Annotated in this window: 23 protein-coding genes; 9 read left to right on the top strand and 14 right to left on the bottom strand. The window is 68.5% G+C overall.

The features are described 5' to 3' along the window. Positions 1-9 precede the first annotated feature (9 nt). The 4 genes from ACFHYQ_RS28105 to ACFHYQ_RS28090 form a co-directional block, all read right to left on the bottom strand. Positions 10-828 carry an ABC transporter permease gene (locus ACFHYQ_RS28105; RefSeq protein WP_394304165.1) on the bottom strand — a complete coding sequence of 273 codons (819 nt, stop codon included), beginning with the start codon at positions 826-828 and terminating at the stop codon, positions 10-12. Next, the gene (locus tag ACFHYQ_RS28100; RefSeq protein ID WP_394304164.1) at positions 828-1598 is read right to left on the bottom strand and encodes an ABC transporter permease; all 771 of its coding nucleotides are present in this window, start codon (positions 1596-1598) and stop codon (positions 828-830) included. The genes ACFHYQ_RS28105 and ACFHYQ_RS28100 overlap by 1 nt, the downstream gene beginning before the upstream one ends. 1 nt (position 1599) lies before the next feature. Further along, positions 1600-2535 carry an ABC transporter ATP-binding protein gene (locus ACFHYQ_RS28095; protein WP_394304163.1) on the bottom strand — a complete coding sequence of 312 codons (936 nt, stop codon included), beginning with the start codon at positions 2533-2535 and terminating at the stop codon, positions 1600-1602. 230 nt (positions 2536-2765) lie between these two features. Then, positions 2766-3371 carry a TetR/AcrR family transcriptional regulator gene (locus ACFHYQ_RS28090; RefSeq protein ID WP_394304162.1) on the bottom strand — a complete coding sequence of 202 codons (606 nt, stop codon included), beginning with the start codon at positions 3369-3371 and terminating at the stop codon, positions 2766-2768. 73 nt (positions 3372-3444) lie between these two features. Here ACFHYQ_RS28090 and ACFHYQ_RS28085 point away from each other — a divergent pair, with 73 nt between their 5' ends. From ACFHYQ_RS28085 to ACFHYQ_RS28075, 3 genes are all read left to right on the top strand, one after another. Next, positions 3445-3594 carry an FBP domain-containing protein gene (locus ACFHYQ_RS28085; RefSeq protein ID WP_394304161.1) on the top strand — a complete coding sequence of 50 codons (150 nt, stop codon included), beginning with the start codon at positions 3445-3447 and terminating at the stop codon, positions 3592-3594. 104 nt (positions 3595-3698) lie between these two features. Beyond that, positions 3699-4181 carry a hypothetical protein gene (locus ACFHYQ_RS28080; protein ID WP_394304160.1) on the top strand — a complete coding sequence of 161 codons (483 nt, stop codon included), beginning with the start codon at positions 3699-3701 and terminating at the stop codon, positions 4179-4181. A 17-nt stretch (positions 4182-4198) separates the two neighbouring features. Further along, the gene (locus tag ACFHYQ_RS28075; RefSeq protein ID WP_394304159.1) at positions 4199-6958 is read left to right on the top strand and encodes a M48 family metalloprotease; all 2760 of its coding nucleotides are present in this window, start codon (positions 4199-4201) and stop codon (positions 6956-6958) included. 23 nt (positions 6959-6981) lie between these two features. Here ACFHYQ_RS28075 and ACFHYQ_RS28070 read toward each other — a convergent pair whose 3' ends face one another. Further along, positions 6982-7728 carry an ATP-binding protein gene (locus ACFHYQ_RS28070; protein WP_394304158.1) on the bottom strand — a complete coding sequence of 249 codons (747 nt, stop codon included), beginning with the start codon at positions 7726-7728 and terminating at the stop codon, positions 6982-6984. A gap of 264 nt (positions 7729-7992) precedes the next feature. Next, positions 7993-8601, bottom strand: coding sequence for a Uma2 family endonuclease (locus ACFHYQ_RS28065; protein WP_394304157.1), 609 nt, complete (start codon positions 8599-8601; stop codon positions 7993-7995). A 369-nt stretch (positions 8602-8970) separates the two neighbouring features. On the opposite strand from ACFHYQ_RS28065, the gene ACFHYQ_RS28060 reads away from it, so the two are divergent. The 3 genes from ACFHYQ_RS28060 to ACFHYQ_RS28050 all read left to right on the top strand — a co-directional run bounded on the left by ACFHYQ_RS28060 (position 8971) and on the right by ACFHYQ_RS28050 (position 11462). Beyond that, on the top strand, positions 8971-9411 hold the full coding sequence (locus tag ACFHYQ_RS28060; protein ID WP_394304156.1) for a ribosomal protein L7/L12: 441 nt from the start codon (positions 8971-8973) through the stop codon (positions 9409-9411). Positions 9412-9605: 194 nt separating this feature from the next. Next, entirely contained in the window at positions 9606-10679 is a 1074-nt protein-coding gene (locus tag ACFHYQ_RS28055; RefSeq protein WP_394304155.1) for a tyrosine-type recombinase/integrase, read from the top strand. 60 nt (positions 10680-10739) lie between these two features. Beyond that, positions 10740-11462, top strand: coding sequence for an HAD family hydrolase (locus ACFHYQ_RS28050; protein ID WP_394304154.1), 723 nt, complete (start codon positions 10740-10742; stop codon positions 11460-11462). Here the strand turns inward: ACFHYQ_RS28050 and ACFHYQ_RS28045 are convergent. From ACFHYQ_RS28045 to ACFHYQ_RS28035, 3 genes are all read right to left on the bottom strand, one after another. Then, entirely contained in the window at positions 11452-12213 is a 762-nt protein-coding gene (locus ACFHYQ_RS28045) for a GNAT family N-acetyltransferase (RefSeq protein WP_394304153.1), read from the bottom strand. The genes ACFHYQ_RS28050 and ACFHYQ_RS28045 overlap by 11 nt on opposite strands. Positions 12214-12220: 7 nt before the next feature. Beyond that, the gene (gene purB / locus ACFHYQ_RS28040) at positions 12221-13648 is read right to left on the bottom strand and encodes an adenylosuccinate lyase (protein ID WP_394304152.1); all 1428 of its coding nucleotides are present in this window, start codon (positions 13646-13648) and stop codon (positions 12221-12223) included. Positions 13649-13789: 141 nt separating this feature from the next. After that, entirely contained in the window at positions 13790-16963 is a 3174-nt protein-coding gene (locus tag ACFHYQ_RS28035) for an efflux RND transporter permease subunit (protein WP_394304151.1), read from the bottom strand. 63 nt (positions 16964-17026) lie between these two features. Here ACFHYQ_RS28035 and ACFHYQ_RS28030 point away from each other — a divergent pair, with 63 nt between their 5' ends. Next, entirely contained in the window at positions 17027-17800 is a 774-nt protein-coding gene (locus tag ACFHYQ_RS28030; RefSeq protein ID WP_394304150.1) for an SDR family NAD(P)-dependent oxidoreductase, read from the top strand. A gap of 15 nt (positions 17801-17815) precedes the next feature. Here the strand turns inward: ACFHYQ_RS28030 and ACFHYQ_RS28025 are convergent, their stop codons facing one another. From ACFHYQ_RS28025 to ACFHYQ_RS28005, 5 genes are all read right to left on the bottom strand, one after another. Next, complete coding sequence (locus tag ACFHYQ_RS28025) at positions 17816-18295, bottom strand: pyridoxamine 5'-phosphate oxidase family protein (protein WP_394304149.1); 480 nt, start codon at positions 18293-18295, stop codon at positions 17816-17818. Between the two features lie 43 nt (positions 18296-18338). Continuing rightward, a complete protein-coding gene (locus ACFHYQ_RS28020; RefSeq protein WP_394304148.1) occupies positions 18339-18728 on the bottom strand; it encodes an NUDIX domain-containing protein in 390 nt (129 codons plus the stop codon). A gap of 89 nt (positions 18729-18817) precedes the next feature. Next, positions 18818-19120: an alpha/beta fold hydrolase gene (locus ACFHYQ_RS28015; protein ID WP_394304147.1), complete on the bottom strand. Its 303-nt coding sequence runs from the start codon at positions 19118-19120 to the stop codon at positions 18818-18820. Next, entirely contained in the window at positions 19117-19767 is a 651-nt protein-coding gene (locus ACFHYQ_RS28010) for a LysE family translocator (RefSeq protein ID WP_394304146.1), read from the bottom strand. Before ACFHYQ_RS28010 ends, ACFHYQ_RS28015 begins: the two co-directional genes overlap by 4 nt. Before the next feature lie 93 nt (positions 19768-19860). Continuing rightward, positions 19861-20841: a helix-turn-helix transcriptional regulator gene (locus ACFHYQ_RS28005; RefSeq protein ID WP_394304145.1), complete on the bottom strand. Its 981-nt coding sequence runs from the start codon at positions 20839-20841 to the stop codon at positions 19861-19863. A 72-nt stretch (positions 20842-20913) separates the two neighbouring features. Between ACFHYQ_RS28005 and ACFHYQ_RS28000 the strand changes: the two genes are divergently transcribed. Together ACFHYQ_RS28000 and ACFHYQ_RS27995 are read left to right on the top strand one after the other, a co-directional pair. Further along, a complete protein-coding gene (locus ACFHYQ_RS28000; RefSeq protein ID WP_394304144.1) occupies positions 20914-21708 on the top strand; it encodes a DeoR/GlpR family DNA-binding transcription regulator in 795 nt (264 codons plus the stop codon). Then, entirely contained in the window at positions 21705-22025 is a 321-nt protein-coding gene (locus ACFHYQ_RS27995; protein ID WP_394304143.1) for a hypothetical protein, read from the top strand. The genes ACFHYQ_RS28000 and ACFHYQ_RS27995 overlap by 4 nt, the downstream gene beginning before the upstream one ends. Positions 22026-22202: the final 177 nt, after the last annotated feature.

The following is a 22202-nucleotide window of genomic DNA, read 5'->3' as shown; positions in this document are numbered from 1 at the left end:
GTTAGGCGGTTAAACGCAGAGCATCCTGGTCAGGCGGCGAGAGGCCAACCACAGCCCGCCGACGACCATCGCCGCCAGGTAGGCCGCGTGCCCGAGCGACCCCAGGCCGACCACCCCGAGACACAGCCCGCGCACCAACTCCACCGCGTGATACAGCGGAGTGACCTGGATCAGGACCTCCATGACCAGCGGATAGTCCTGCACAGGGGAGAAGGTCCCCGAGAACAGAAACAACGCGAACTGACCGACGCTCATCAGGTCGAAGTCCTGCCAGCCACGCATCAGCGTGCTCATCGCCATACCGACCGCACCGAACGCCAGCCCGACCAGCACCGACGCCGGGAACGCGGCCAGCGCCCCGCCGGGCGTGGTCAGCCCCATCGCCACCATCACAACCAGAAAAGCCGCCGTGTACACCGCGCCGCGGACGACTGCCCACACCAGCTCACCCACCGCGATCTCGATCGGCCGCACCGGCGTCGCCAGCACCGCCTCGAAGGTCTTGGCGTACTTGAACTTGTGGAAGAAGTTGAACGTCGTCTCAGCCAGGACCCCCGTCATCGCCGACACCGCCAGCATCGCCGGAGCGACGAACGCCGCGTACGACATGCTCCGCCCGCCGACCGTGATGTCCCCGACCAGTGTGCCCACCCCGACACCGATCGACAGCAGATACAGCACCGGCTCGAAGAAACCCGACAGCAACACGACCCAGTACGACGGGCCGGACCGCAGCGCGCCCACATTGCGGTTTATCACCGCACCCACCCGGCCGGGGGAGACCCGGCCGGGGGCCCTCGCGGGGGACGCCACGAACGTGGTCAGCATCAGTCCTCCAGCCTGCGCCGGAACGCGAGCACCGCCAGGGCCGCGCCGCCGACCGCCCACACCAGCAGATATCCCACATGCATGGCCAGCGGCCACGCGGTCGCCCGGCCGAGCGTCGCCGCCCGGCACATTTCGACCCCATGCCACATCGGCGACGCGTACGCCAGGGGCCGCACCACCGCGGGCAACTGCTCCACGGGGAAGAACACCCCGGCGAACAGCGTCGACGGGATCATCACGAGGCGGAACAACAGCGAGAAATAGCTGTCATGGTCGATCCGGGCGGCGAACGCCGTCACCGGCGCAGCGGTCGCCGCGATCAGCAACCCGCACACCACCGGGGTGGCCAGCGACCACGGCGAGTGCAGCCCACCGAAGAACACCACGACCACCAGGAAGGCGAGCACCGCGGCCTCAGCCCGCAACACCAGGTAGAGCAGGTGCCCGCAGACCATGTCCACCGGCCGCACCGGTGTCGCACGCATCGCGTGATAGGCCCGGACCCACTTGAAGTCGCCCAGCACCGCGTACGTCGACTCACCCAGCGCGATCTGGAAGGCCGTCGAGGCGAGCACCCCCGGCACGATCCACGACAGATAGTCGACACCCTCGACCGAACCGACATAGCGCCCGACCCCGATGCCGATGCTGATCAGGAACAGCACCGGCAGGACGAAGGACGAGAAGATCGAGGCCTGCCACAACCGGCGATACAGCGTCAGTTGCCGGTTCAGCACGGCCAGCGTGGGATGCAAGGTTCCAGCCGTCATGTCAATCCACCAACGTCCGACCGGTCAGCTGGAGGAACACATCCTCCAGGGTGGAGCGCCGCGCCAGCACAGTGGACGGCGTCAGACCCCGCCGGTGCACCTCGGCCAGCGCCGCGTCCCCGTCATCGGCGTAGACCAGCACCCGGTCGGGAAGCGGATCGATCCGCTCCCCTACGCCCTCCAGCTTCGCCGCGTAATCAGCGTTGAAATCCAACCCGTCGGGGAAGCGCAGCTCGACCACCTCGGCCGTGGAGTAGGTCTCGATCAGTGAACGCGGCGACCCCTCCGCGATGATCTTCCCGCCGTCCATCACCACCAGCCGGTCGCACAACTGCTCGGCCTCGTCCATGTAGTGCGTCGTCAACACGAGCGTGGTGCCACGCTGCTTCAGCCGGAACAGCCGCTCCCACAACAGGTGCCTGGCCTGCGGGTCCAGCCCCGTCGTGGGCTCGTCGAGCAGCACCAGTTCGGGCTCGTTGACCAGCGCCCGTGCGATCGTCAGCCGCCGCTTCATGCCGCCCGACAGCGGCTCCACCTTGCCCTTCGCCCGGTCCGTCAACCGCACGAACTCCAGCAGCTCATCGGCCCGGCGGCCGCTCTCCGACCGCGACAGCCCGAAATACCGCGCGTACGTCGTCAGGTTCTCCCGCACCGTCAGATCGGGGTCGAGATTGTCCAACTGCGGGCAGACGCCCAGCCGGGCCCGGATCGCGGTGCCGTCCCGCACCGGGTCCATGCCCAGGATGCGCAGCTCCCCGGACGTCGGCACGGACACACACCCGATCATGCGCATGGTCGAGGACTTGCCGGCCCCGTTCGGCCCCAGGAAGCCGAACGCCTCGCCCGGCGCCACCTCCAGGTCGATCCCGTCGACCGCGGTGAAATCACCGAAACGTTTCACCAGGTCACGAGCGAAAATCAAGGGTTGGTCAGCCACGTCTGCCGACCCTAGCCAACCCCCCCGACAATTCCGCAACAGGTTTTCCCATACCGCGGAACCCGCCGATGGCGCCGGCGACGGCTCACGCGCCCGTCGGGAACTTCCGCACAGCTGCGATCATCCGGGTGGCACGCCCGTCGTCGTGAACGATCGTTCGGTTTGCGACATAGGCGAAGCCCACCCCCAACTCGTCATCCCCGAAGGCGAACTGGCCCCCGCGCGCGCCATCACACGCCTTCCCGGGGGCGATCCTCAAGTCGCGGAGCGGAGGGTGGCCAGTTCTCCAGGGCGACATGGAGCGCGTACAGACCACGCTCCCAGGACGTCCGCACCTGACGGGGATGCCTGAAGGCAGCGGATGCCTCGAGGACGACGTAGCCGTGAAACGTGCTGCGCAGCAAACGCACCGCGTCGGTAAGATCCGGCTCGGCTAGGCCGTACGCGCGCAGCATCGCGGGAGGGGCCTGGATGAGGCTCAGATGACCGGGCGACCGGGCGAGCACCTCGGGGGAGATCTCCATCTGCGTCGCCGCGTATCGGCCGGGATGCTCCATCGCGAACGTTCGATAGGCGTGCGCGAACGCGGTCAGCGCGTCCTTGCCGGCCCGGCCCGCGATCGCGGCCGTGATCCGCTCGGCGAAGTCACGTGCGGCCAGCACCGCGACCCGCGTCCGCAAGTCTTGGACGTTCTTCACATGGGAGTACAGGCTCGCGTCCTTCACTCCGAAACGCCGCGCCAGCGCCGAGATCGTGATGTTGTCGAACCCGACCTCATCGGCCAGCTCCGCCGCCGCCTCCGTCACCCGTTCGGCCGTCAACCCGGCACGCGCCATGCGCCATCTCCACCAAAACTAGGAGCTTTAACCGTTTACCTAATATACCTAGGCAATGTTAGCGTCCCCCGCCATGAAGACACTGAGCGAACAGGAAATCCGCACCTCGTTCGTCAACTGCTCCAAGGGCGAGGCCAAACGGCTGGCCATGCCGAAGGACCTTGGACAAAAACCCTTGGAGGACCTGGACTTCCTATCGCCCGCACCAGGACCAACCCGCTGACCTTCCTCGGCAAGGTCCGCTGCTGAGATCCGCCGAAGGGCTGTTCAGATCTCCTGAGCAACGCGAACATTACCTGTGTCAGCCACCGCGAGGAGGACGGATAATTGGCCGCGACCGTGTACGAAGTGGTCCGTGATGTGGTGGCGGAGCAGGCCCCACACGAGCTGCCCATCGTCGAAGGACTCGGCAAACTCGATCAAAACCAGATCGTACGGCTGCTGCGCCGCGGACCGCGCGGGGAACCCCTCGGCTTCGGATTGCCCGATCTCGTGGTCCTGGTCACCCCCGTGGTGTGGATCGCGATCGAGGAGGTGACGCGCAAGAGTGTGGGGCGGGCCGCCGGCGGCATCGGCGCGAAGCTGAGTACCCTGCTGCGCCGCCACCGCCCGGTGACGGCCGGTACGATCCCGATGCTGACCGGGGAGCAACTGGAGGAAGTCCACCGCCTCGTCGGCAGTGGAGCCGTCCGGGCCGGAATGGACCAGGCCGAAGCCGACGCTCTCGCCGACCATGTGATAACCCGGCTGATGCTCGACCGGCCACCCGACCGGACCGAGAAGACCGGAGAAACCACCGAGCAATCCTGACAGCCACGGAGACGGACATGCGGGTGGACGCACGGATCGTCTTCGCGGGTACGGCCTCACGCTTCTTGCTGCTGATGGTCGTGCTCATCTCCAGCAGCATCAGCATGCTCGATGTCGCCCTCGGCTTCTTTACCGGTTTCGGCAACGGCGCCGAGTTCTCGCCGTGCATGCTCGCCGCAGGAGCGGACCCCAACGCGTCGCTCGCCGAGTCGCTCCCGGTAATAGTCAACTCGCGGTGCCACGAACTGCACCCCACCTCCACCATCCCCTGGAAGGGAATCGCGGGAACGCTTGTCGTCCTCTCCGCGGCGGCCGTACTTTACTGGTGGCTGCCGAGCCGGCGCCACCGCCGGGGTCGCATGGTGCCTCTCGCCGCGATCGACTCCCGGGGTGAGTTCGCAGCCGAGCTCGCTGGAATCGCGCGGGAGATGGGGATCGACTCCCCACCGCGGTACATCGTCGACCCGGCGTCCATGGCCGCCACAGCCGTGGTGTTCGGCAGGCTGCGCGACTACACCATGTGTCTGCATGGCGGCCTGCTCGCGACGAGGGCTTCGGACCCGGAGAAGTTCCGTGTGATCATCCGCCACGAGCTGGCGCACATCCGGAACCGCGATGTGGATCTCACCTACGGGCTCGTGGCCCTATGGCGGGTCTTCGTGATCGCCGCGCTGGCGCCGACTCTGGGCATCGCCGCCTGGTGGCTGTTCAAGGCGTTCTACATTCACCCGGACGACGCCTTCCGGAACACGATAGTGGCGATGGAAGTCCGTAGCCTGTTGTACTCGGCCTTCCTGGTGGTCCTCGTCCATCTGGCCAGGGCCGACATCCTGCGCCATCGGGAGCTGTACGCGGATTTGGACGCGGCCGACGCCTCCGGCCGGTTCCTCACCCGCTGGCCGGAAGACCCGCCCGCGCCCACTTGGCCGTGGGCGGCTAAGGCGATCACCTCGATCACCGCGCTGGTACGGACGCATCCCACCTGGTCCGAGCGCCGCCGATCGCTTGCCGACCCGTCACCGCTGTTCCGCGTCGGCGCACTCCAGGTTTTCCTGACCGGTGCTGCGATACCGCACCTCTATGCCGTGCTTGATAAAGTCCTGGGCCTCAAGCACGACTCCCTGGCAGCGTGGCCGATCGCGGGGATGATCACCGCGATCGTCGGCACCGCGATCATACGTTCGGTCGTCTTCACGGAAGCCACCTCGACCCCTCCGCCGTCCGGCCTGAGATCCGGCCTGTCGATGGGCCTCGGCATGATAACCGGCCAGCTGATGGCGATCTTCACGGGTGGCCGCTGGCTACCCGAAGCTCCCACCCTGCTCCTGCTGCTCATCCCCATCGGTGCCGTGTTCTCCGGATGGCTGGCCCAATGCACCAGGCTCAGGCTGCGGACCTGGCAGGGCGGCAAGCTCTCGCTGAAAGTGCTCCCGCTCTTCCTGATCGCGTGGAGCCTGCTGGCCGTAATGCTGGCATGGTGGAACGCGCGGGGACTCCCCCTGACGGAGACCGGCGACCTGCTGATCGGACCGCAGATGAGACACGTGGTCGCCCAGACGTTCCCCGGCTCATGGGAACAGCACACGATCGAGCTCGCACTGCTCACATTCGTCGTGTATCTGAAGACCAACTCCGGCGTGCTCCCCATGATCGTAGCGACCGTGGTCTGGGTTTACCCGCTGCTGCTCTGGACCCGCCCGGCGGCGGACGGCACCGCGCCCGCGATCAGACCCGCCATCCTGGCCGGCCTGATCGGCGGCGTGGCAGGACTGCTCGGGATCACGGCCGCGATGGCGTACATTCATTCCTCGCAGCCGCCGGGCGTTCCCGTCACCCGCGCCCATGTGACGATCTATCTCAGCTGGCTGCTGGCCGCGACGGCGATGGGAACGGCCGTAGCCGCAGGAGCGATGGGTGCCCTCGGCCGACGCTACTGGCTGGTCCGAGCCCTGGTCGCGGCGGGCATCGCCCAGCTCATACTGCTACTCGGCCAGTTCCTGCTCACCTCCATCGACGGCTGCCTCGGCCCGCTCAACACGTTGAAGAGCACCTGCCACTGGCCTCCCTCGGCGGTCTGGCCTCTCAGCCAGGAACTCGCCATCGACTCCCCGGTGTTCCTGTGCGGCTCGGCGATGCTCGCCGTACTAACCGCGATGGCTACCCGGCTCTTCAGCAGATGGCAGACGGAATTTGATCAACCGATCTTGTGGGGGAGTAGAGCGGGTTGGGGCTTGGCCATCGTCGCATGCGTCGGCTCGTTGATATCGGTCTTGACAGGAGTGAGCGGAGCCGTTCCAGACAGCGGCGTCGACAGACCGGTGGTGACGATTACCCCCAGAGCCCAGGGCACGCCCCTACCCGGAGTGAAGCGTGCTCAGCTCGCGGCCTGGTTGCAGACGGGAGGCCTTCACCAGCTGGAGATCCTGACATCGGACGTCGGCGCCATCAACCAGGCGTTGATCAAGGCCGCTGGGGTGGGGCCGGACGCCGAGGGAATGGTGGCACTCGATTCCGACGTCTTCCGCCCGCTCTGCTCAACGATCGCCGATCATGCCTCTGAAGCCCAGAAGTTCCTCCCCATCCCTGATGCGGGCCTACAGTCGAAGTGGGCCGCCGATCTCGAAAAAATCAAGAAGTACAGCGCGGACTGCGGTCGAGCGTTCGACTCGACGAAAAACCCCGAGCTCTTCACCGACGCGATCGGGGAAATCGTCTCCGCCCTCGAAGATCTCGGCCAGATGGCGCGGACCATGACCGAGGCCAAGCACAGTGAGTGATGAGGCGTCCTGACCACTGCGGCTCAGTCCAGGTCGCGCAGCCCCTGGAGGACCCGCAGCAGCGTGTCTCGGTCGGGGCCCTCGGCCCGCTCGGCCCGGGGATGGTTGCGCACCCGCCGCGGCAGCATATGGACGGGTACGGCGAGCGCAGGCGGGGGAGACCCAGCCGGGCTGACGGACCCGACGGGGACGGGGACGGCCCGAACAGGAGCGATCGGGGTAGCGATGGCAGGGTCGGCGACACCTGGTGAAGCCGGAGGAGGATGGTGCAGGGCCAGGGGAGAGATCTCAGGGGAGGCCGCCAGCTCACACCACACGATCTTGCCCCGGTCTCGCGCCGTGTGGTGTCCCCAGCGCCTCGCCAGGCCGTCCACGAGTTCGAGCCCGCGGCCGCCCTCCTCGAGCCCCTCATCGCCCGGGCCGACGTCGCGGCGGGGAACCGGCACACTCGCGCTCGCGTCCCACACCTCGATGAACAGGCTGCGCGACCGCGCCGACAGGCGCAGCCGTACCGCGACGCTGCGCAGCGTCACCGGGAACATCGACGACACGATCGGCGGACTGGACACCGCGTTGGTCGCCCGAACCGCGTTCGTCACCAACTCCGACACCAGCAACTCGGCCGTCTCGACCAGATCCGGCAAACCCCACCGCCCGAGCTGAGCGCGCACGAAGGCACGGGCACGGCGTGGCGCGGTCCAGCCGGAACCGAGCACCTTGTGCGCGGACCCGCCATCGTCATCCCCCTTGGGGAAAGGAGATGTCAGCATGCCCGCGACGGCACCCGGACGGCCCGGCCGCAGGCGGCCCGAGCGGCAAGCGTCGGAAATCGCATGGTTCCGATAATCCGCCATCAACCCACGCGAGGTGACCGGGTTGACTTGATCGGACGGTATTTTCTGCCCGAGCTGTTAACGGTACTTCTCCTCGGAATAGGTTTCTTCCGCCCGCACGTCACCCCCCGGCAGGAGCGCCGCTCGGCACCATTTCACCCCATGCCACCATCCTGGGCCACGCCCGGCAACGGACGCGGATCAGACCTGTTCCAGCTCCACGAAGGAGATGTCGATCTTCAATCCCTCGGGCAGCTCCGTCACCAGCGACCCGCGATGCACCGCCGCCAACTGGTAGTTGCGCCCGCTCCAGTCCAGCCGATGCTCCTCAACCGAGCCGATCCCGTCACCGTCCATAACCACGATCAGATATGCCAGGATGCCCTGCGCGGCGTATTCGGCCCGTTTGTCGTTGAAGTCCACCTCATCGTCCGACGAGGTGATCTCCACCGCGACGAGCACGTCCCCGGACCACAACCGCGCGCCGGGCAACAGGCACCTCAGCACGCAGATGTCCGGGCGACGGAATGTGAACCTCTTCCCGGCCTGGGTGACGTGTGGATTGCGGTGCCGATACCGCATGTCGGTGTCCTGCAGCACATCCAGGCATGGGGCTTCCGGCCGGGCTCGCAGCAACGCGAAGGTCAGGTTGCGTGACACCCGCTGATGAGCGGGGGTGGGGGATTCGCAGAAGACCACTCGCCCGTCCACCACTTCGATGCTCCGGCAGACGTCCTCGGGCAGAGCCTCGTATTCCTCCTCCGTCAGGAGCAGACTGGACGGATCCGTGGCCCACGCTGGAAGCGACACGTCTCACTCCTCTTGCTTGTCCGGACGTCGCAAGCCGACCACCGGCGAGACGCTGACCAAGGGTTTCGATCAGCCGAAGCCAGCCTAACCCAGCGTCGTCACGCTGCGAGTTCGCCGCCAGCCGTTAGCCGGCGGGCCTTCGAGCCGCGGGAGGCCGTGGTTGTCCGAGATCTCCGAGTGGGCGCGGCTGGGGAGAACCCGAAGCTGACTACTTGACATAATGGTCATTATCGCGCATCACGACAAGGGCTCCGAGAGAGGGGAGAAACGCGGTCCTGCGCCCGGTTCGACCCGGACGTCAATCCGTCCGCGCCTCTCGCCGTTCAGCGGGCGAAGCCATACGATCTCATCGTGGTCGGATTAGGAGTGGTGGAAGTTCTTTTCCTGTTGCTCGGTGGACTCGTGATCGTGGCGGTGATCTTTGTGATCTTCGTCGCGGTTCGAGCGGGGGCACGGCCCGGCGGGCAACTCGCGTGGCGGACGCCGGGCCTGCTGCCGCCCATTCCGGCCCACGTACAGCAAGAGGTGCGGGAACTATGGGCGGCCGGCCGGAAGATCGAGGCGATCAAGCTCGTCCGGGAACGCACCGGGCTCGGCCTCAAAGAGGCGAAGATGATCACGGAAACTCTGGGCGCCGGCCAAGCCGTGCCCGTCCCCCCGGCAGGGTCCGCCCACCTCGCCGCACCCGACCTGGCGACGCGGGTACGCGAACTCAAGGCGGCCGGCCGCATCGAACAGGCCGTATTCCTGGTGCGCGGCGAAACCGGAATGGGACAATCCGAGGCGGAAGCATTCGTAAACGCCACGTAAATGCCATATCGGACAGAAGGTGAATTCTGTCTGGTGTCGGGCACTTCTCTCCACTGGTGGCAGCACAACATGCGAGCCGCGCAGCCCCTTGTCGCTCTGTCGTCCATCACCCGAGCATCCATCTGCCCTCAAAGGCGAACGATCCACCGCACACCGAAGGCTTGCTGTCGGTCGTGATCGGTACTGTGTAGATCATGCTGCCCGCCCAGGTGAACCGACTGACCGTGCAGGATGCCGCCGACCGCTACGTGGAGCTGGTCCGGGCCAGGACACTGACCGGGGCCCTCTCCCCCGCCACCGCCGAGGTGTACGCACGGGACGTCGCCACGTTCGTACGGCTGGCCGGCCCGGATCTGGTGCTCGACGACCTGACCGGTGAGGACATCGACGCAACCCTGCTGGCCTTCGCCCGCAAACCGGACGAAAGACGCACAACAACGGCCAAACCACCCAAGCGCGACGCACCCGGAAAAGGGCTGCAGAGCGCGGCGTCGCAGGCACGGTTCCGCCGATCGGTGTCCGCGCTTTTCAAACATGCGGCGGTCGCGGGGTGGGTGCATCTCAACCCGATGGCGGCCTCGTCCGTGACGGCACGGGAACGCGGTGGGCTGCGCCCGGAGCGGCGCGCCCTGACGAAGGAGCAGGCTGAGGGGTTGATCCAGGCCGCCCGATCCCCCGCGGCCGAGGCCGGCCCGGCGAAGCCGAAGCGGCGGGACCAGCGGACCGAGGTGCGCGACGCGCTGATCGTACTGCTGCTGGTCACGCTCGGGCCGAGGGTGTCGGAGCTGGTCCGGGCCAACGTGGAGGACTTCTACACCAACGACGGGGTGCGCTACTGGCGGATCTTCGGCAAGGGCGGGCGGACGAGAGACGTCCCCCTCCCACAGGACGTCGCCCTGCTACTCGACGCCTACCTTCAGGCACGGCCCGGCGGCGGAGACGACAAGGCGCTGCTGCTGTCGTGGCGCGGACACAGGCTGGCACGCGGTGACGTACAGGCGGTGATCGACCGGGTGCAGCGGCGGGTGGAGCCCGGACAGCGCCGCGATGTGACCCCGCACGGCTTACGGCACACGACCGCCACGCACCTGCTGGCCGACGGCACCGACATGGACGCGGTACGCCGGGTGCTGGGCCACAGCGACCTGTCGACCCTCGGCCGCTACCGCGACGAGTTGCCCGGTGAACTGGAGGCGGCGATGAACTTCCACCCCCTGCTCCGCCGCAACGCCACCCGACCAGGCCCGGACGATTCCGGCGAGAGCTGAAAGCCGCGCGTACGGCGAACGCTGCTGCCGACTCCGTCCGACCTGAGAGAATCCCTGCTTGTGATCAGGGCAATTCTGTTCGACCTCGACGAGACCCTCTTCGACCACCGCGATGCGGTCGCCCACGGCGTCACCCGCTGGACCGAGTCGGTCTCCCCCGGCCATGAACTGCTGGCGCAGACCCCCTCGCTGTGGCGGGAACTGGAGGACAAGCACCTGCCTGCCTGGCATTCCGGGGAGTGCTCCTTCGAGGAGCAGCGGCGCAGGCGCCTGCGGGAGTTCTGCGTACGGCTCGGCCTGCCCGTGCCGCCGAATCTTGATGCGGCGTTCGCTGACTTCCTTTCGCATTATGAGACCGCCTGGGCGGCCTTCCCGGACGCCGCGCCAGTGCTGGACGTCCTCCGCGACAGCGGCAGGGGGCTGACGCTGGGCGTGCTGACCAACGGGGTGCCCGTGCAGCAGGAGGCCAAGCTGCGCCGCCTCGGGCTGCTGGACCGACTCGACCCGGTGCTGACGCCCGACTCGCTCGGCGGCCGTTTCAAGCCGGAGCCGGAGTGCTACCTGCGGGCTGCCGCGAAGCTGGGCCTGCGCCCGGACGAGGTGCTGCTCGTGGGCGACAATCTCGAATTCGACGCGGTCGGCCCGACCCGGATCGGTATGCACGGCGTCTGGCTGGACCGCCACCGCACCGGCCTGCGTGTGCCGGCTCCGGTCGTCACGATCGCCACGCTGACCGAACTCCCCGGCGTCCTCGAGGGCACTTTCGGCGTCGTCAATCGGTGACGACCCTGGATGAGGCGACGCGCCGACGGGTGAAACCGAGCCGCTCATAGACGCCGATGGCGGTGTCGTTCCAGTCGTCCACCATCAGCGCCGCCCTGCCGTGCTCGGCCAGCAGCGCTTCGGTGAGGAACCGGCAGACCCGCTCCCCCAGGCCACGCCGGCGTGCTCGTACGGCCGTCGCCACCCCGGCGATCAGGCCGACGCCCGGCGCGGACCAGGCGTCGGCCGCGACGGCCAGCAGCTCGCCCGAGCTGCCGCGGATGCCCGCCCAGCGGTGCACCCCGGCCAGGCCCGGTACGGCATAAGAGTCGGGATGGGCCGTTGTGAGCAGGTCCGCCACGCCGGGTTCGTCGTCGCCGTCCAACCACCCCGCCCGCTCGTACGGTTCCCGGGCGGGCGGTCCGAGTGCGTACGGCTCGGGCGCCTTACGCGTCACCATCCAGGAGAAATTTGCCGAAAAGTGGACCTTCTCGATCTCCTGTGTCACGTCACGGACGACATCGGCGTCGCCGAACGGCCGGAACGACGGACCCACCTCGGCCAGGGCATGCCGTACCAGCGGGACGGCGTGGGCGGTGCCGCCGCGGATGGCGAGCCGGTCGCCGCGAGCGATCTGTGGGCCGGCCACGGCGACGGCGTCGCCGTACGTCCAGGCCCGAACGCCGGGTTTCATGCCCTGGGCCGCCCACACGATCAGGTCATCGTCATCGGAGGCGGCCACGACATCCTCGATGCCCGTCAACTCCCGCACCGCGGGCTCAGAGGATGGCGCCGGGGGTGTAGGCGGCGGCGTCGGGATGACGTGCGGCGAGCTCACCGATCCGCCCGGTGAGCTCGGCCACCTGGGCGGCGGCGCCACCGGTGAAGGAGATCCGATCGGCGAGCAGGGCGTCCAACTCGGCCCGGCCGAGAGGGAAGCGGGAGTCGGCCGCGAGCCGGTCCAGCAGTTCGTTGGCGGCGCCGCGTGACCGCATGGCCAGCGCCGAGGCGACGGCGTGCTCCTTGATGATCTCGTGGGCGGTCTCCCGGCCGACGCCGGCCCGCACCGCTGCCATCAGCATCTTCGTGGTGGCCAGGAACGGCAGGTAACGGTTCAGTTCGGCCTCGATGACGGCGGGGAACGCGCCGAACTCGTCGAGCACGGTCAGCATGGTCTCGATCAGGCCGTCGAAGGCGAAGAACGCGTCGGGCAGGGCGACCCGGCGGACCACCGAGCAGGACACGTCACCCTCGTTCCACTGGTCTCCCGCGAGTTCCCCGGCCATCGAGGCGTACCCGCGCAGGACGACGGTCAGGCCGTTGACACGCTCGCAGGAGCGGGTGTTCATCTTGTGCGGCATCGCCGACGAGCCGACCTGGCCCTCGGCGAATCCCTCGGTGACCAGCTCGTGCCCGGCCATCAGGCGGATCGTCTTGGCCAGCGACGACGGCGCGGCGGCCAGTTGCACCAGCAATGTGAGCACGTCGTAGTCGAGCGAACGCGGGTAGACCTGTCCGACACTGGTGAAGCGCCGGGCGAAGCCGAGATGCGCGGCGACCCGGTCCTCCAGCTCCGCCAGCCGCTCCTGTGAGCCAAGCAGGTCCAGCATGTCCTGGGCGGTGCCGACCGGGCCTTTGATCCCGCGCAGCGGGTAGCGCTCCAGCAGGTCTTCCAGCCGCGCGTACGCCACCAGCAGCTCGTCGGCCGCGGTCGCGAAGCGCTTGCCGAGTGTGGTGGCCTGCGCCGCGACGTTGTGGGAGCGGCCGGCCATGACGGTGGCGGCGTGCTCACCGGCCAGCCTGCCGAGCCGGGCGAGCAGCGCGACGACCCGGTCGCGGACCAGCAGCAGGCTGTCGCGGATCTGCAGTTGCTCGACGTTCTCGGTCAGGTCGCGGGAGGTCATGCCCTTGTGCACGTGTTCGTGGCCGGCGAGCGCGTTGAACTCCTCGATGCGGGCCTTCACGTCGTGCCGGGTGACGCGTTCGCGTTCGGCGATGGCGGCCAGGTCGACGAGGTCGGCGACCTTCTCGTAGTCGGCGATCGCCTGGTCGGGCACGGCGATCCCGAGGTCGGCCTGGGCCTTGAGCACCGCAAGCCACAGCCTGCGCTCCAGCACGATCTTGTGCTGTGGGGACCACAGGCGGGCCAGCTCCGGCGAGGCGTAGCGGGCGGCCAGGACATTCGGGATACGCGGCTTGACACTCACGTTGGGTCAGTCTATTGGCCGCCTTCTCACTGCTGTTATCGGGCGTTCCCATAGATGAGAACGTCCATGCCGCCCGCGGCCGCACTGACCCGCTCCGGGCGTGTCGTCACGGATGCAGTGCGGCGCGGCCTGCCGTACGGGTCACACGGTCGGGGTGAGGGTTTTCTCGTCGTAGACCGTCATCTCAGGGCCGTCCACCCGGGTCCTGGGCGTACGGCGCTTCCGCAGGCGCTCCTTGGTGCGCTCGACCATCGTGTACAGGGTCGGCACCAGGACCAGCGTGAGCAGTGTCGAGGAGATCAGGCCGCCGATGACGACGATGGCCAGCGGCTGGGAGATGAAACCGCCGGAACCGGTCACGCCGAGCGCCATCGGGGTCAGCGCGCAGATCGTCGCGATCGCGGTCATCAGGATCGGGCGCAGCCGTCGCCGGCCACCCTCCATGACCGCCTCGACGATGCCCATCCCCTTGTCCCGGTACTGGTTGACCAGGTCGATCAGCACGATCGCGTTGGTGACCACGATGCCGATGAGCATCAGCATGCCGATCAGCGCCGGCACGCCGAGAGCGGTGTCGGTGACCAGCAGCAGCCCGAGCGCGCCGGTCGCCGCGAACGGGATCGACACCAACAGGATCAACGGTTGCACCAGGCTGCGGAACGTCGCCACCATGATCAGGAAGACGATCGCGACGGCCAGCAGCATGGCCAGACCGAGATCGGCGAACGCGTCCTCCTGATCGGCGCTGGCACCGCCGATCTCGTAGTTCACTCCGGCCGGCAGCTTCATCGCCTTGAGCTTGGCGTCGACCTCGGCGGTGATCGCGCCGAGGTCGGCGGCCTCGGCCCTGCCGGAGACGGTGGCGGTCCGTGTCCCGTCCTGGCGGGTGATCTGCGTCGGGCCCGCGGCCTCCACCACGTCGGCGACGTCGCTCAGCTTGGCCATGCCGGCCGCCGTCGGCACCTGGATGGCACGGATCGCGGTCAGGTCGGTGGGCGCGTCACCGCCGCGCAGCACGATGTCGCTGGTGCGGCCGTCGACGTCGATCTGGCCGATCGGCGCGCCGCGGAAGGCCTGCGCGACGACCTGGCCGATGCCGGCCTCGGTCAGGCCCAGGGCCGCCGCCTTCTCCCGGTCGACGTGGACCTCCACCCTTGGCGTGCTGTCTTCCAGGTTTGAGGCGACATCCCGCAGGCCTTCGATGCCGGTGAGAGCGTCGCGGACGGAGACGGCCGCGGCTTTCAGCACGGCGGTGTCGGAACCCCGCAGGATGACCTGGACCTGGTCGGAGTTGAAGCCTCCGCCTCCCCCGCCGACGGTGATGTCGCCGACGCCCGGCACGCCCTTGAGCCGGTCGCGCAGCGTCTGCTCCAGCACCGGGGTGTCGGTCCCTTCGGCGACCGTCACGGAGTACGTCGCACGGTCGGCGGAGCCGCCCAGTCCGCCGAGCATCCGGTTTCCGCCGCCGACGGTCACCTGGTAGGACTCCACGCCTGTGAGGGACCCGAGGACGGCCTCGACCTTCTTGGCCGCCGAGTCCGTGGTGGCCAGATCCGTCCCGGTGGGCATCCGCTGGGTGATCTGCGTGGTGTCCATGCCGGAGGAGTCGAGGAAGTTCGTCTTCAGGTGCGGCGCCAGCGCCATCGTCCCGGCGAACACCACCAGGCCGATCAGCAGCGTGACCAGCCGCCTGCTGGTGGCGAACCGCAGCACCGGCAGATAGGCCCGTTGCAGGGGGTTGCGCAGCTCCCGGCGTTCGGCGTCCTCCCGCACCGCCTCGATCTCCTGCGCGGACATCCCGGGCGCCTTCAGGAACCAGTACGCCAGGACCGGGATCACGGTCAGCGCGACCAGCAGCGAGGCCAGCAGCGCCACGGTCACCGTGACCGCGAACGGGTTGAACAGCTCCCCCACCATGCCGCCGACGAACGCGATCGGCAGGAACACCGCGACCGTCGTCAACGTCGAGGCCGTCACCGCGCCGGACACCTCACGCACCGCGGTGAGGATGGCGCGGCGTTTCTCCTCGCCGTAGGCGAGATGCCGCTTGATGTTCTCCAGCACCACGATCGAGTCGTCGACGACGCGGCCGATGGCGATCGTCAACGCGCCCAGCGTCAGCATGTTGAGCGAGTAGTCGCCCAGCCACAACGCGATCAGCGCGATGATCACCGACAGTGGGATCGACACCGCGGTGACCAGCGTCGACCGCACCGACAGCAGGAACACCAGGATGACCAGCACGGCGAACGCCAGGCCGAGCAGGCCCTCGGTGGTGAGGTCCCCGATCGACCGCTCGATGTAGGGGGCCTGGTCGAACACCACGGTCAGCTCGGCCGCGTCGCCCAGGCCGCGGGTCAGGTCGGGAACGGCGTCACGTACCGCGTGGGAGATCCGTACGGCGTTGCCGTCCGGGGTCATCGTGATCGACACGCCCATGCTGGGGCGGCCGTTGGTGCGGGTCAGCGATGTGACCGGGGCGTCCTGTACGGCGACCGTGGCGATGTCGCCGAGCTTGACCGGCCTGCTCGGCTTCGCGGGCCTGGCGCGGGTGCCCGGCTGGGCGGGGGCGGCGGCCGGTGTCAGATACAGGTTCTTCAGGTCGTCGACACTGCCGATGCGGTCTCCGGTCTGCACGGTCAGCGACTTGCCGTCGTCGGTCAACGTGCCCGCCGGGATCGTCACGCCGTTGGCGCGCAGCAGATCCGGGATCGCCGCCGGTGACACGCCGGCCAGCACCATCTTGACCGGATCGGGCGTGATCACGACCTGCTTCTCACGGGCGCCGCTGACGGCGACGTCGCGGACCCCCTCGATCGCCTGCAGCCGCGGCACCACGGTCTTGTCGATTTTGCCGGCCGTGCCCTGCTGATCGCCGCCGTCACTCACCGCGATGACCATGACCGGGATGTCGTCGGTGCTCCCGGCCACGATCTGCGGGTCGACACCGGCCGGTAGCTGAGCCTTGACCCGGCTCACCGCCTGCTGCATCTTGCCGATCACGGTGTCGACGTCGGTGCCGTACTCGTATTTCACCTGGATCTGGGCCAGGCCCTCCTTTGAGGTGGAGGTGATGCCGGTGAGCCCCGGGATGCCCTGGAAGCCGTTCTCGATCGGCTTGGTGACCCGCTCTTCGACGATCTCCGGGGCGGCGCCGGGGTAGCTCGCCACCGCGAAAGCGGCGGGGAACTCCAGCGACGGGAAAAGCTGCTGCTTCAAAGAGGGGATCGCGAGAGCGCCGAACACGCTCAGCACGAGTGTGATCAACATCACGAGAGTGCGGTTGGCTAGGCTCAGCCTGGCCAGGGAGGTCATCGCGGGGAGCTCCTGAGTCGACGACGGGGGACGGCCAAACCCTAACTGCTAAGTTCCCGCGGTATGTCGTCCTACGTCGAGAAGGTGTTCACGCTCAACGGCCGGGTGGCGCTGGTGACCGGCGGCAGTTCGGGCATCGGGTACGCGATGGCGGAGGCGATCGGTCTGGCCGGGGCGGCCGTGATCCTGGTGGCCCGGCGTGCCGAAGCACTCGCCGAGGCCGTGAAGACGCTGGAAAAGCAGGGTGTGCGGGCCGCCGCCATCAGCGCCGACCTCGGCGACCGCGACGCCGTGGCCCGCGTGTGCGCGGAGGCTCCGCGCGTGTTCGGCGAGATCGACATCCTGGTCAACGACGCGGCCAACAACATCCGCAAGCCCATGGCCGAGCTCACTCCCGACGACTACGACCGGACCATCGCCGTCAACCTGACCGCGCCGTTCCTGCTCGGCCGGCACTTCGGGGTGCGCATGGCCGACCGCGGTTGGGGACGCATCATCAACATCGGTTCCCAGCAGTCGATCAGCGCGTTCGGTGACAGTGGCGTCTACGGCGCCTCCAAGGCCGGCATCTGCGGACTAACCCGCTCTCAGGCGGAGGCGTGGTCCCGGCACGGAGTGACCAGCAACACGATCATCCCCGGGTTCGTGCTCACCCCGCTGACCGCACCCGCCCAGGCCGTGTCCGGGCGGGTAGAGGCCCTCGCCGCGCGATCCATGACCGGCCGCAACGGCATCCCCGCCGACTTCGCCGGCACCGCCGTGTTCCTGGCCGGGGACGCCTCCGCGTACGTCACCGGCCAGACCATCTGCGTGGACGGCGGCTTCAGCGTCCACTGAGGCAACCGTTCACGCTCATTTGCGGTGGAGCACGCGGTGGCCGGCGCCCTCGCGCCACATCTCGATCACCAGGTGTTCCCCCGCCTCGTCCACGCCGGTGACCACCACCTCGCGCACGTCAACCTGGAAGAGGTGGAAGTCCTGCCCGCCCGGAGCGCCGTATCCCTCTTTGACCTCCGGGTCGGTGACCTCGACCGCCAAACCGGCGAGTTTCGCGTCGCCGATCCACCCGCCCGGGCTCGCCTCGTCGGGCTCCTCCGACGCGCTGTGGATCGCCAGCCTGGGGTCTCGGCGCAGGTCGAGCGCCTTCATCGCTCCGGGCATCGAGCCCAGCCAGACCTCGCCGTCCTTGAACTCGACCTCGGTGCCGCTGATCCTCGGTGAGCCGTCCTTGCGGAGCGTCGCCATGGTCTTGTGCTTGTTCCTCCCCATGATCGCCAGCACGCGGGCGGCCAACTCGGGGATCTCCTTCTCGATGTCCTGCCACGTCGCCATGACGGGCATCCTGTCGTCCGCCACCGACATTTCCGGGAAGGCACTACACCGCTGAGGCGCCGAAGAGGTCGAGGGTCGCGGGTAGCTGAGAGTGCAGCGGGTGCGGCAGCGCGTCCAGCGTGAACCAGGCGAGTTCGTCGAGCTTGTGCGGCTCCCCGAGTTCGACCTCGGCGGGGTCCACCCTGACCGCGAAGACCACCGCGACCCAGTGGGAGGGAGGATCCCACCGGACCACGTTGCGCACACCGATCTGGTGAAGCTCCACCACGTCGGCTGCGTACTCCTCGCGGACCTCGCGGGCGACCGCCGCCTCGAACGTCTCGCCGAACTCGAGTGCGCCGGCCCCGCTGTCCCAGCTCCCCGGCTCGTCGCGTGCCCCTGCCCCGCGGCGAGCCAGCAGAATCCGTCCCTGGCCGTCATGGCAGACGAACACGCAGGAAACCCTAGGTACTGGTGATGGTTTGTGTGTTGTTTGAGTAGCTATGTTCTGCATAAACCGTCAACCTTTACAAAGTAGACTCATTAGAGGAGCTTGAGCAGCAGGGAGGTGACCTCCTCTGGGCGCTCCAGGTTCGGCAGATGGCCGGCCCAGTCCAGCTCGATCAAGGTCGCGTCCGCAATGTTGCCCGCGATGTGCCGGGCGCTCTCGCGGAAGTACGGAAGGTCGTGCCCGCCGGCGACGACGAGGGCGGGCGCGGCGATCAGCGACAGGTCGATACCGCCGTGACGCCCTTCGGGCAGGGGGTCGGCCGCGCTCGAATGCAGCAGGACCACCGGGTCGCCCGCTCCCCCATGCTGATACCAGAGCTCATGCGAGGTCGTCATCGTGCCTCCAAGGCGACACGCACGCCGAGTCCGATCAGCACCGTCCCCGACACCTGCTCAATGCGGCGCCGTACCGATGGCCGGCTGAAAACGGCCCCGACCCGGCCCACGAACCAGATCACGGCGAGATACCACACCGTGTCGACCACGACCCAGATCACCGCCAGCAGCGTCAGCATCGCCGGGACGTTCGCCCCGGCCGGGACGAACTGCGGGAGGAAGGACATGGCGAACACGGCGGCCTTCGGGTTGGCGCCGCAGGTCGCCAGCCCCAGGACATACGAGCGCCGCCAGCCCCGCGCCGCCTCCGGCTCCTGCCCGTCCGGTCCGGCGTCCCGTACGGCACGGCCGCGCCGCGTCTTGCGCAGCGGGCGGGCCTGCCACAGCGACTGGACACCCATCACGACCAAGAGGACGGCGCCGACCGCCTTCATCACCGCGTACGCCACCTCCGAGGCCAGCACCAGCGCCGACAATCCGAAAACGGCCGCCATCGCCCACAGGAAGATGCCGGTCTCGTTGCCGAGGGTCGCGGCGACGCCGGAGGCGCGGCCCGCCCGGATCGTCTGACGCAGGATCACGGCTGTGCTGACACCGGGGATCATCGCGAGCAGGACGCAGGCACCTGCGAAGGCCAAAAGGAACACCCGCTCAGCCTGTCGATCTCGGTACCGGCGGCGCAACCGGTTAACGGGTGGCCGTACGGCCACCGGTCACGCCTCGCCGGGACCGGAATCTCCTCAGTCGGCGGCAGGTGACCCGTACAGGCGTGCCAGATCGGCGATCGTGTCGGCCATGAGCGTGCGCAGCTCGGCGGGCGCCACGACCTCGACCGAGGCGCCCAGGCGCAGCAGTTGCCAGCGTGCGTGGTTGAGCGATTCGACGGGCAGCGTCACGCGGGTCCAGCCGTCGGGGTCGGTGAGGCCGCCAGCCAGGGCCTTGTCGACGACGTCGCGGCCGAGCGTGTAGCGCAGCAGGTCCTCGATGCCGGGCTGGAGCCGTACGACCGCGTGGCCGGTGTACATGCGTGCGGCGAAGTCGGCGGCGAACCGTCTCCAGAACCCGGCGAGGTCGAAGTCCGGCGGCCGTTCGAAGCGCTCGTCGAGGACCTCGGCCTCGAGGATCCGGCTGACGCGGTAGGTGCGGACGCTGCCGGAGCAGGCCGCGGCCAGATACCACGCGCCGCCCTTGAGGATCAGGCCATAGGGGTGCAGCGTCCGCTCCACCTCGGACGGTCCCCATCTGCGGTAGCGCATCCGTACGACCCGGTCGTCCCAGACCGCCTCGGCGATGTCCATCAGGAAGGGCGCCTCGTCGTTGCCCTGGTACCAGCCCGGGACGTCGAAATGGAACCGCTCGCGCATCCTGGCCGCCTGGGAGCGCGGCTCCGGCGGCAGCGCCGCCAGCAGCTTCAGTTCGGCCGCCGCGGCGAGATCGGCCAGGCCCAGCTCCGCCGCGGGACCGGGCAGCCCGGCCAGGAACAGCGAGGACGCCTCGGCGGGGGTCAGGCCGTTCAGCCGGGTGCGGTACCCGTCGAGCAGCCGATATCCCCCGAGTGGTCCCCGTTCGGCGTACACCGGCACCCCTGCCGCCGACAGTTCCTCCACGTCGCGGTAGACAGTGCGTACGGAGACCTCGAGCTCGGCGGCGATCTGCGCGGCCGTCATGCCGCCGCGGGTCTGCAGCAGAAGCAGCAGGGACAGCAACCGGCTTGCGCGCACGCGCTCCAGTCTGTCAGGTTTACGATGTAGATTTTTTTGCCTATAGCACATCTCGTGTGTTCGAATGCACAGATGGAAAGTTCCGATCGCATTCGCGCGATCATGAACGCGTTACGCACGTCCGACAGCGTGTCGGTGACCGACCTGGCCGCCGAGCACGGCGTCTCCGAGATGACGATCCGCCGGGACCTGGACGAGCTCGCCCAGCAGGGCGTGGTGCGGCGCGTGCGCGGCGGCGCGCTGAGCCTGCTGCTGCGCGGTGAGGAACCGCCGTTCGGGGTCAGGGAGCGCGAGGCCGTCGAGGCCAAACGCCTGATCGGCGCGGAGGTCGCGAGCCTGCTCGCCGATGGTGAGGCCGTGCTGCTGGACGGCGGCACCACCACGCTCGAGGTCGCCCGGGCCGTGCGCGACCGGCGCCTCACCGTGCTGCCGCTGGCGATGCAGGCGGCACAGGAGTTGGCCGGCGCACCCCGCATCCGCCTCGTGCTGCCCGGAGGCGAGGTGCGGCCCGGCGAGATGAACTTCGTGGGGCCGCTCACCGAGAGTTCGATCAGGGCGCTGCGCTTCGACACCGCGGTGATCGGCTGCTGCGGGCTGTCGGCCGAGCACGGGCTCACCGCGCACGATCTGCCCGAGGTCGCCGTCAAGCAGGCCGCGATCGCCTCGGCCCGGCGCGTGGTGATCGCCTGCGACTCCGGCAAGTTCGGCCGCACCGCCTTCGGCGCGGTATGCCCATTGGACCGGCTGGACGTGGTGGTGACCGACGAGGCGATCCCCCGCGACCAGCACGACGCGCTCACCGCCGCCGGCGTGACCGTACGCGCCGTCGCCGTACGCGCTGTCACTGTCCGGGCCACCACCTCGTGAACGTCACGCTCGCGCCGTCCGCGCTGCTGCGTGCCCGCTTCGCCGTCTATGGGCTGTTCCTGATGTCCGGGGCGGCCATGGGCGCCGTCGCCAGCCTCGGTTACGCCGGATTCCTCATCGGGCCCGTCCTGATCGGGGCCCTGGCCGAGCTGGTCGGCCTTCCCCGCGCCCTGTTCGCACCGGCCGTGCTGGCGCTGTTCGTCGCTTTCGCGGCGACGTCGCTGCGGCCCCCGGCACCCCACCGGGATCACCCCGAGACGGACCACACGGGTGCGGATCAGGCCCGGGTGACGTCGACACCGCCGAACATCCCGTAGTCGCGCACCCGGATCACCGAGCCGGACGGACCGGGCGTGCCCGGCTCAACATGGTCATTGACACGAACTATCTCCTGGTTTTACCTTCTAGTCGGATAAATCCTCACCGGCTCTTCAAATATGGAGGTCACCGCCATGCCTGCTGTGGAAACGAGCAAGTCAGAGACTCCTCTGGTG

Origin of the sequence: Sphaerimonospora cavernae (assembly GCF_042435035.1) — a bacterium.
In the GTDB taxonomy this organism is placed as follows: Bacteria; Actinomycetota; Actinomycetes; order Streptosporangiales; family Streptosporangiaceae; genus Sphaerimonospora; species Sphaerimonospora cavernae.
The sequence above is the reverse complement of the archived record's forward strand: the minus strand, read 5'-3'. Positions and strand labels throughout refer to the sequence as shown.

Coding starts and splice junctions, on each gene's coding strand:
- ACFHYQ_RS28035 (WP_394304151.1), bottom strand. CDS start 16,963: ATGACCTCCCTGGCCAGGCTGAGCCTAGCCAACCGCACTCTCGTGATG.
- ACFHYQ_RS28090 (WP_394304162.1), bottom strand. CDS start 3,371: ATGGCGCGTGCCGGGTTGACGGCCGAACGGGTGACGGAGGCGGCGGCG.
- ACFHYQ_RS28105 (WP_394304165.1), bottom strand. CDS start 828: ATGCTGACCACGTTCGTGGCGTCCCCCGCGAGGGCCCCCGGCCGGGTC.
- ACFHYQ_RS28000 (WP_394304144.1), top strand. CDS start 20,914: ATGGAAAGTTCCGATCGCATTCGCGCGATCATGAACGCGTTACGCACG.
- ACFHYQ_RS28070 (WP_394304158.1), bottom strand. CDS start 7,728: ATGCTGACATCTCCTTTCCCCAAGGGGGATGACGATGGCGGGTCCGCG.
- ACFHYQ_RS28075 (WP_394304159.1), top strand. CDS start 4,199: ATGCGGGTGGACGCACGGATCGTCTTCGCGGGTACGGCCTCACGCTTC.
- ACFHYQ_RS28030 (WP_394304150.1), top strand. CDS start 17,027: ATGTCGTCCTACGTCGAGAAGGTGTTCACGCTCAACGGCCGGGTGGCG.
- ACFHYQ_RS28055 (WP_394304155.1), top strand. CDS start 9,606: ATGCTGCCCGCCCAGGTGAACCGACTGACCGTGCAGGATGCCGCCGAC.
- ACFHYQ_RS28085 (WP_394304161.1), top strand. CDS start 3,445: ATGAAGACACTGAGCGAACAGGAAATCCGCACCTCGTTCGTCAACTGC.
- ACFHYQ_RS28100 (WP_394304164.1), bottom strand. CDS start 1,598: ATGACGGCTGGAACCTTGCATCCCACGCTGGCCGTGCTGAACCGGCAA.
- ACFHYQ_RS28015 (WP_394304147.1), bottom strand. CDS start 19,120: ATGACGACCTCGCATGAGCTCTGGTATCAGCATGGGGGAGCGGGCGAC.
- ACFHYQ_RS28025 (WP_394304149.1), bottom strand. CDS start 18,295: ATGGCGACGTGGCAGGACATCGAGAAGGAGATCCCCGAGTTGGCCGCC.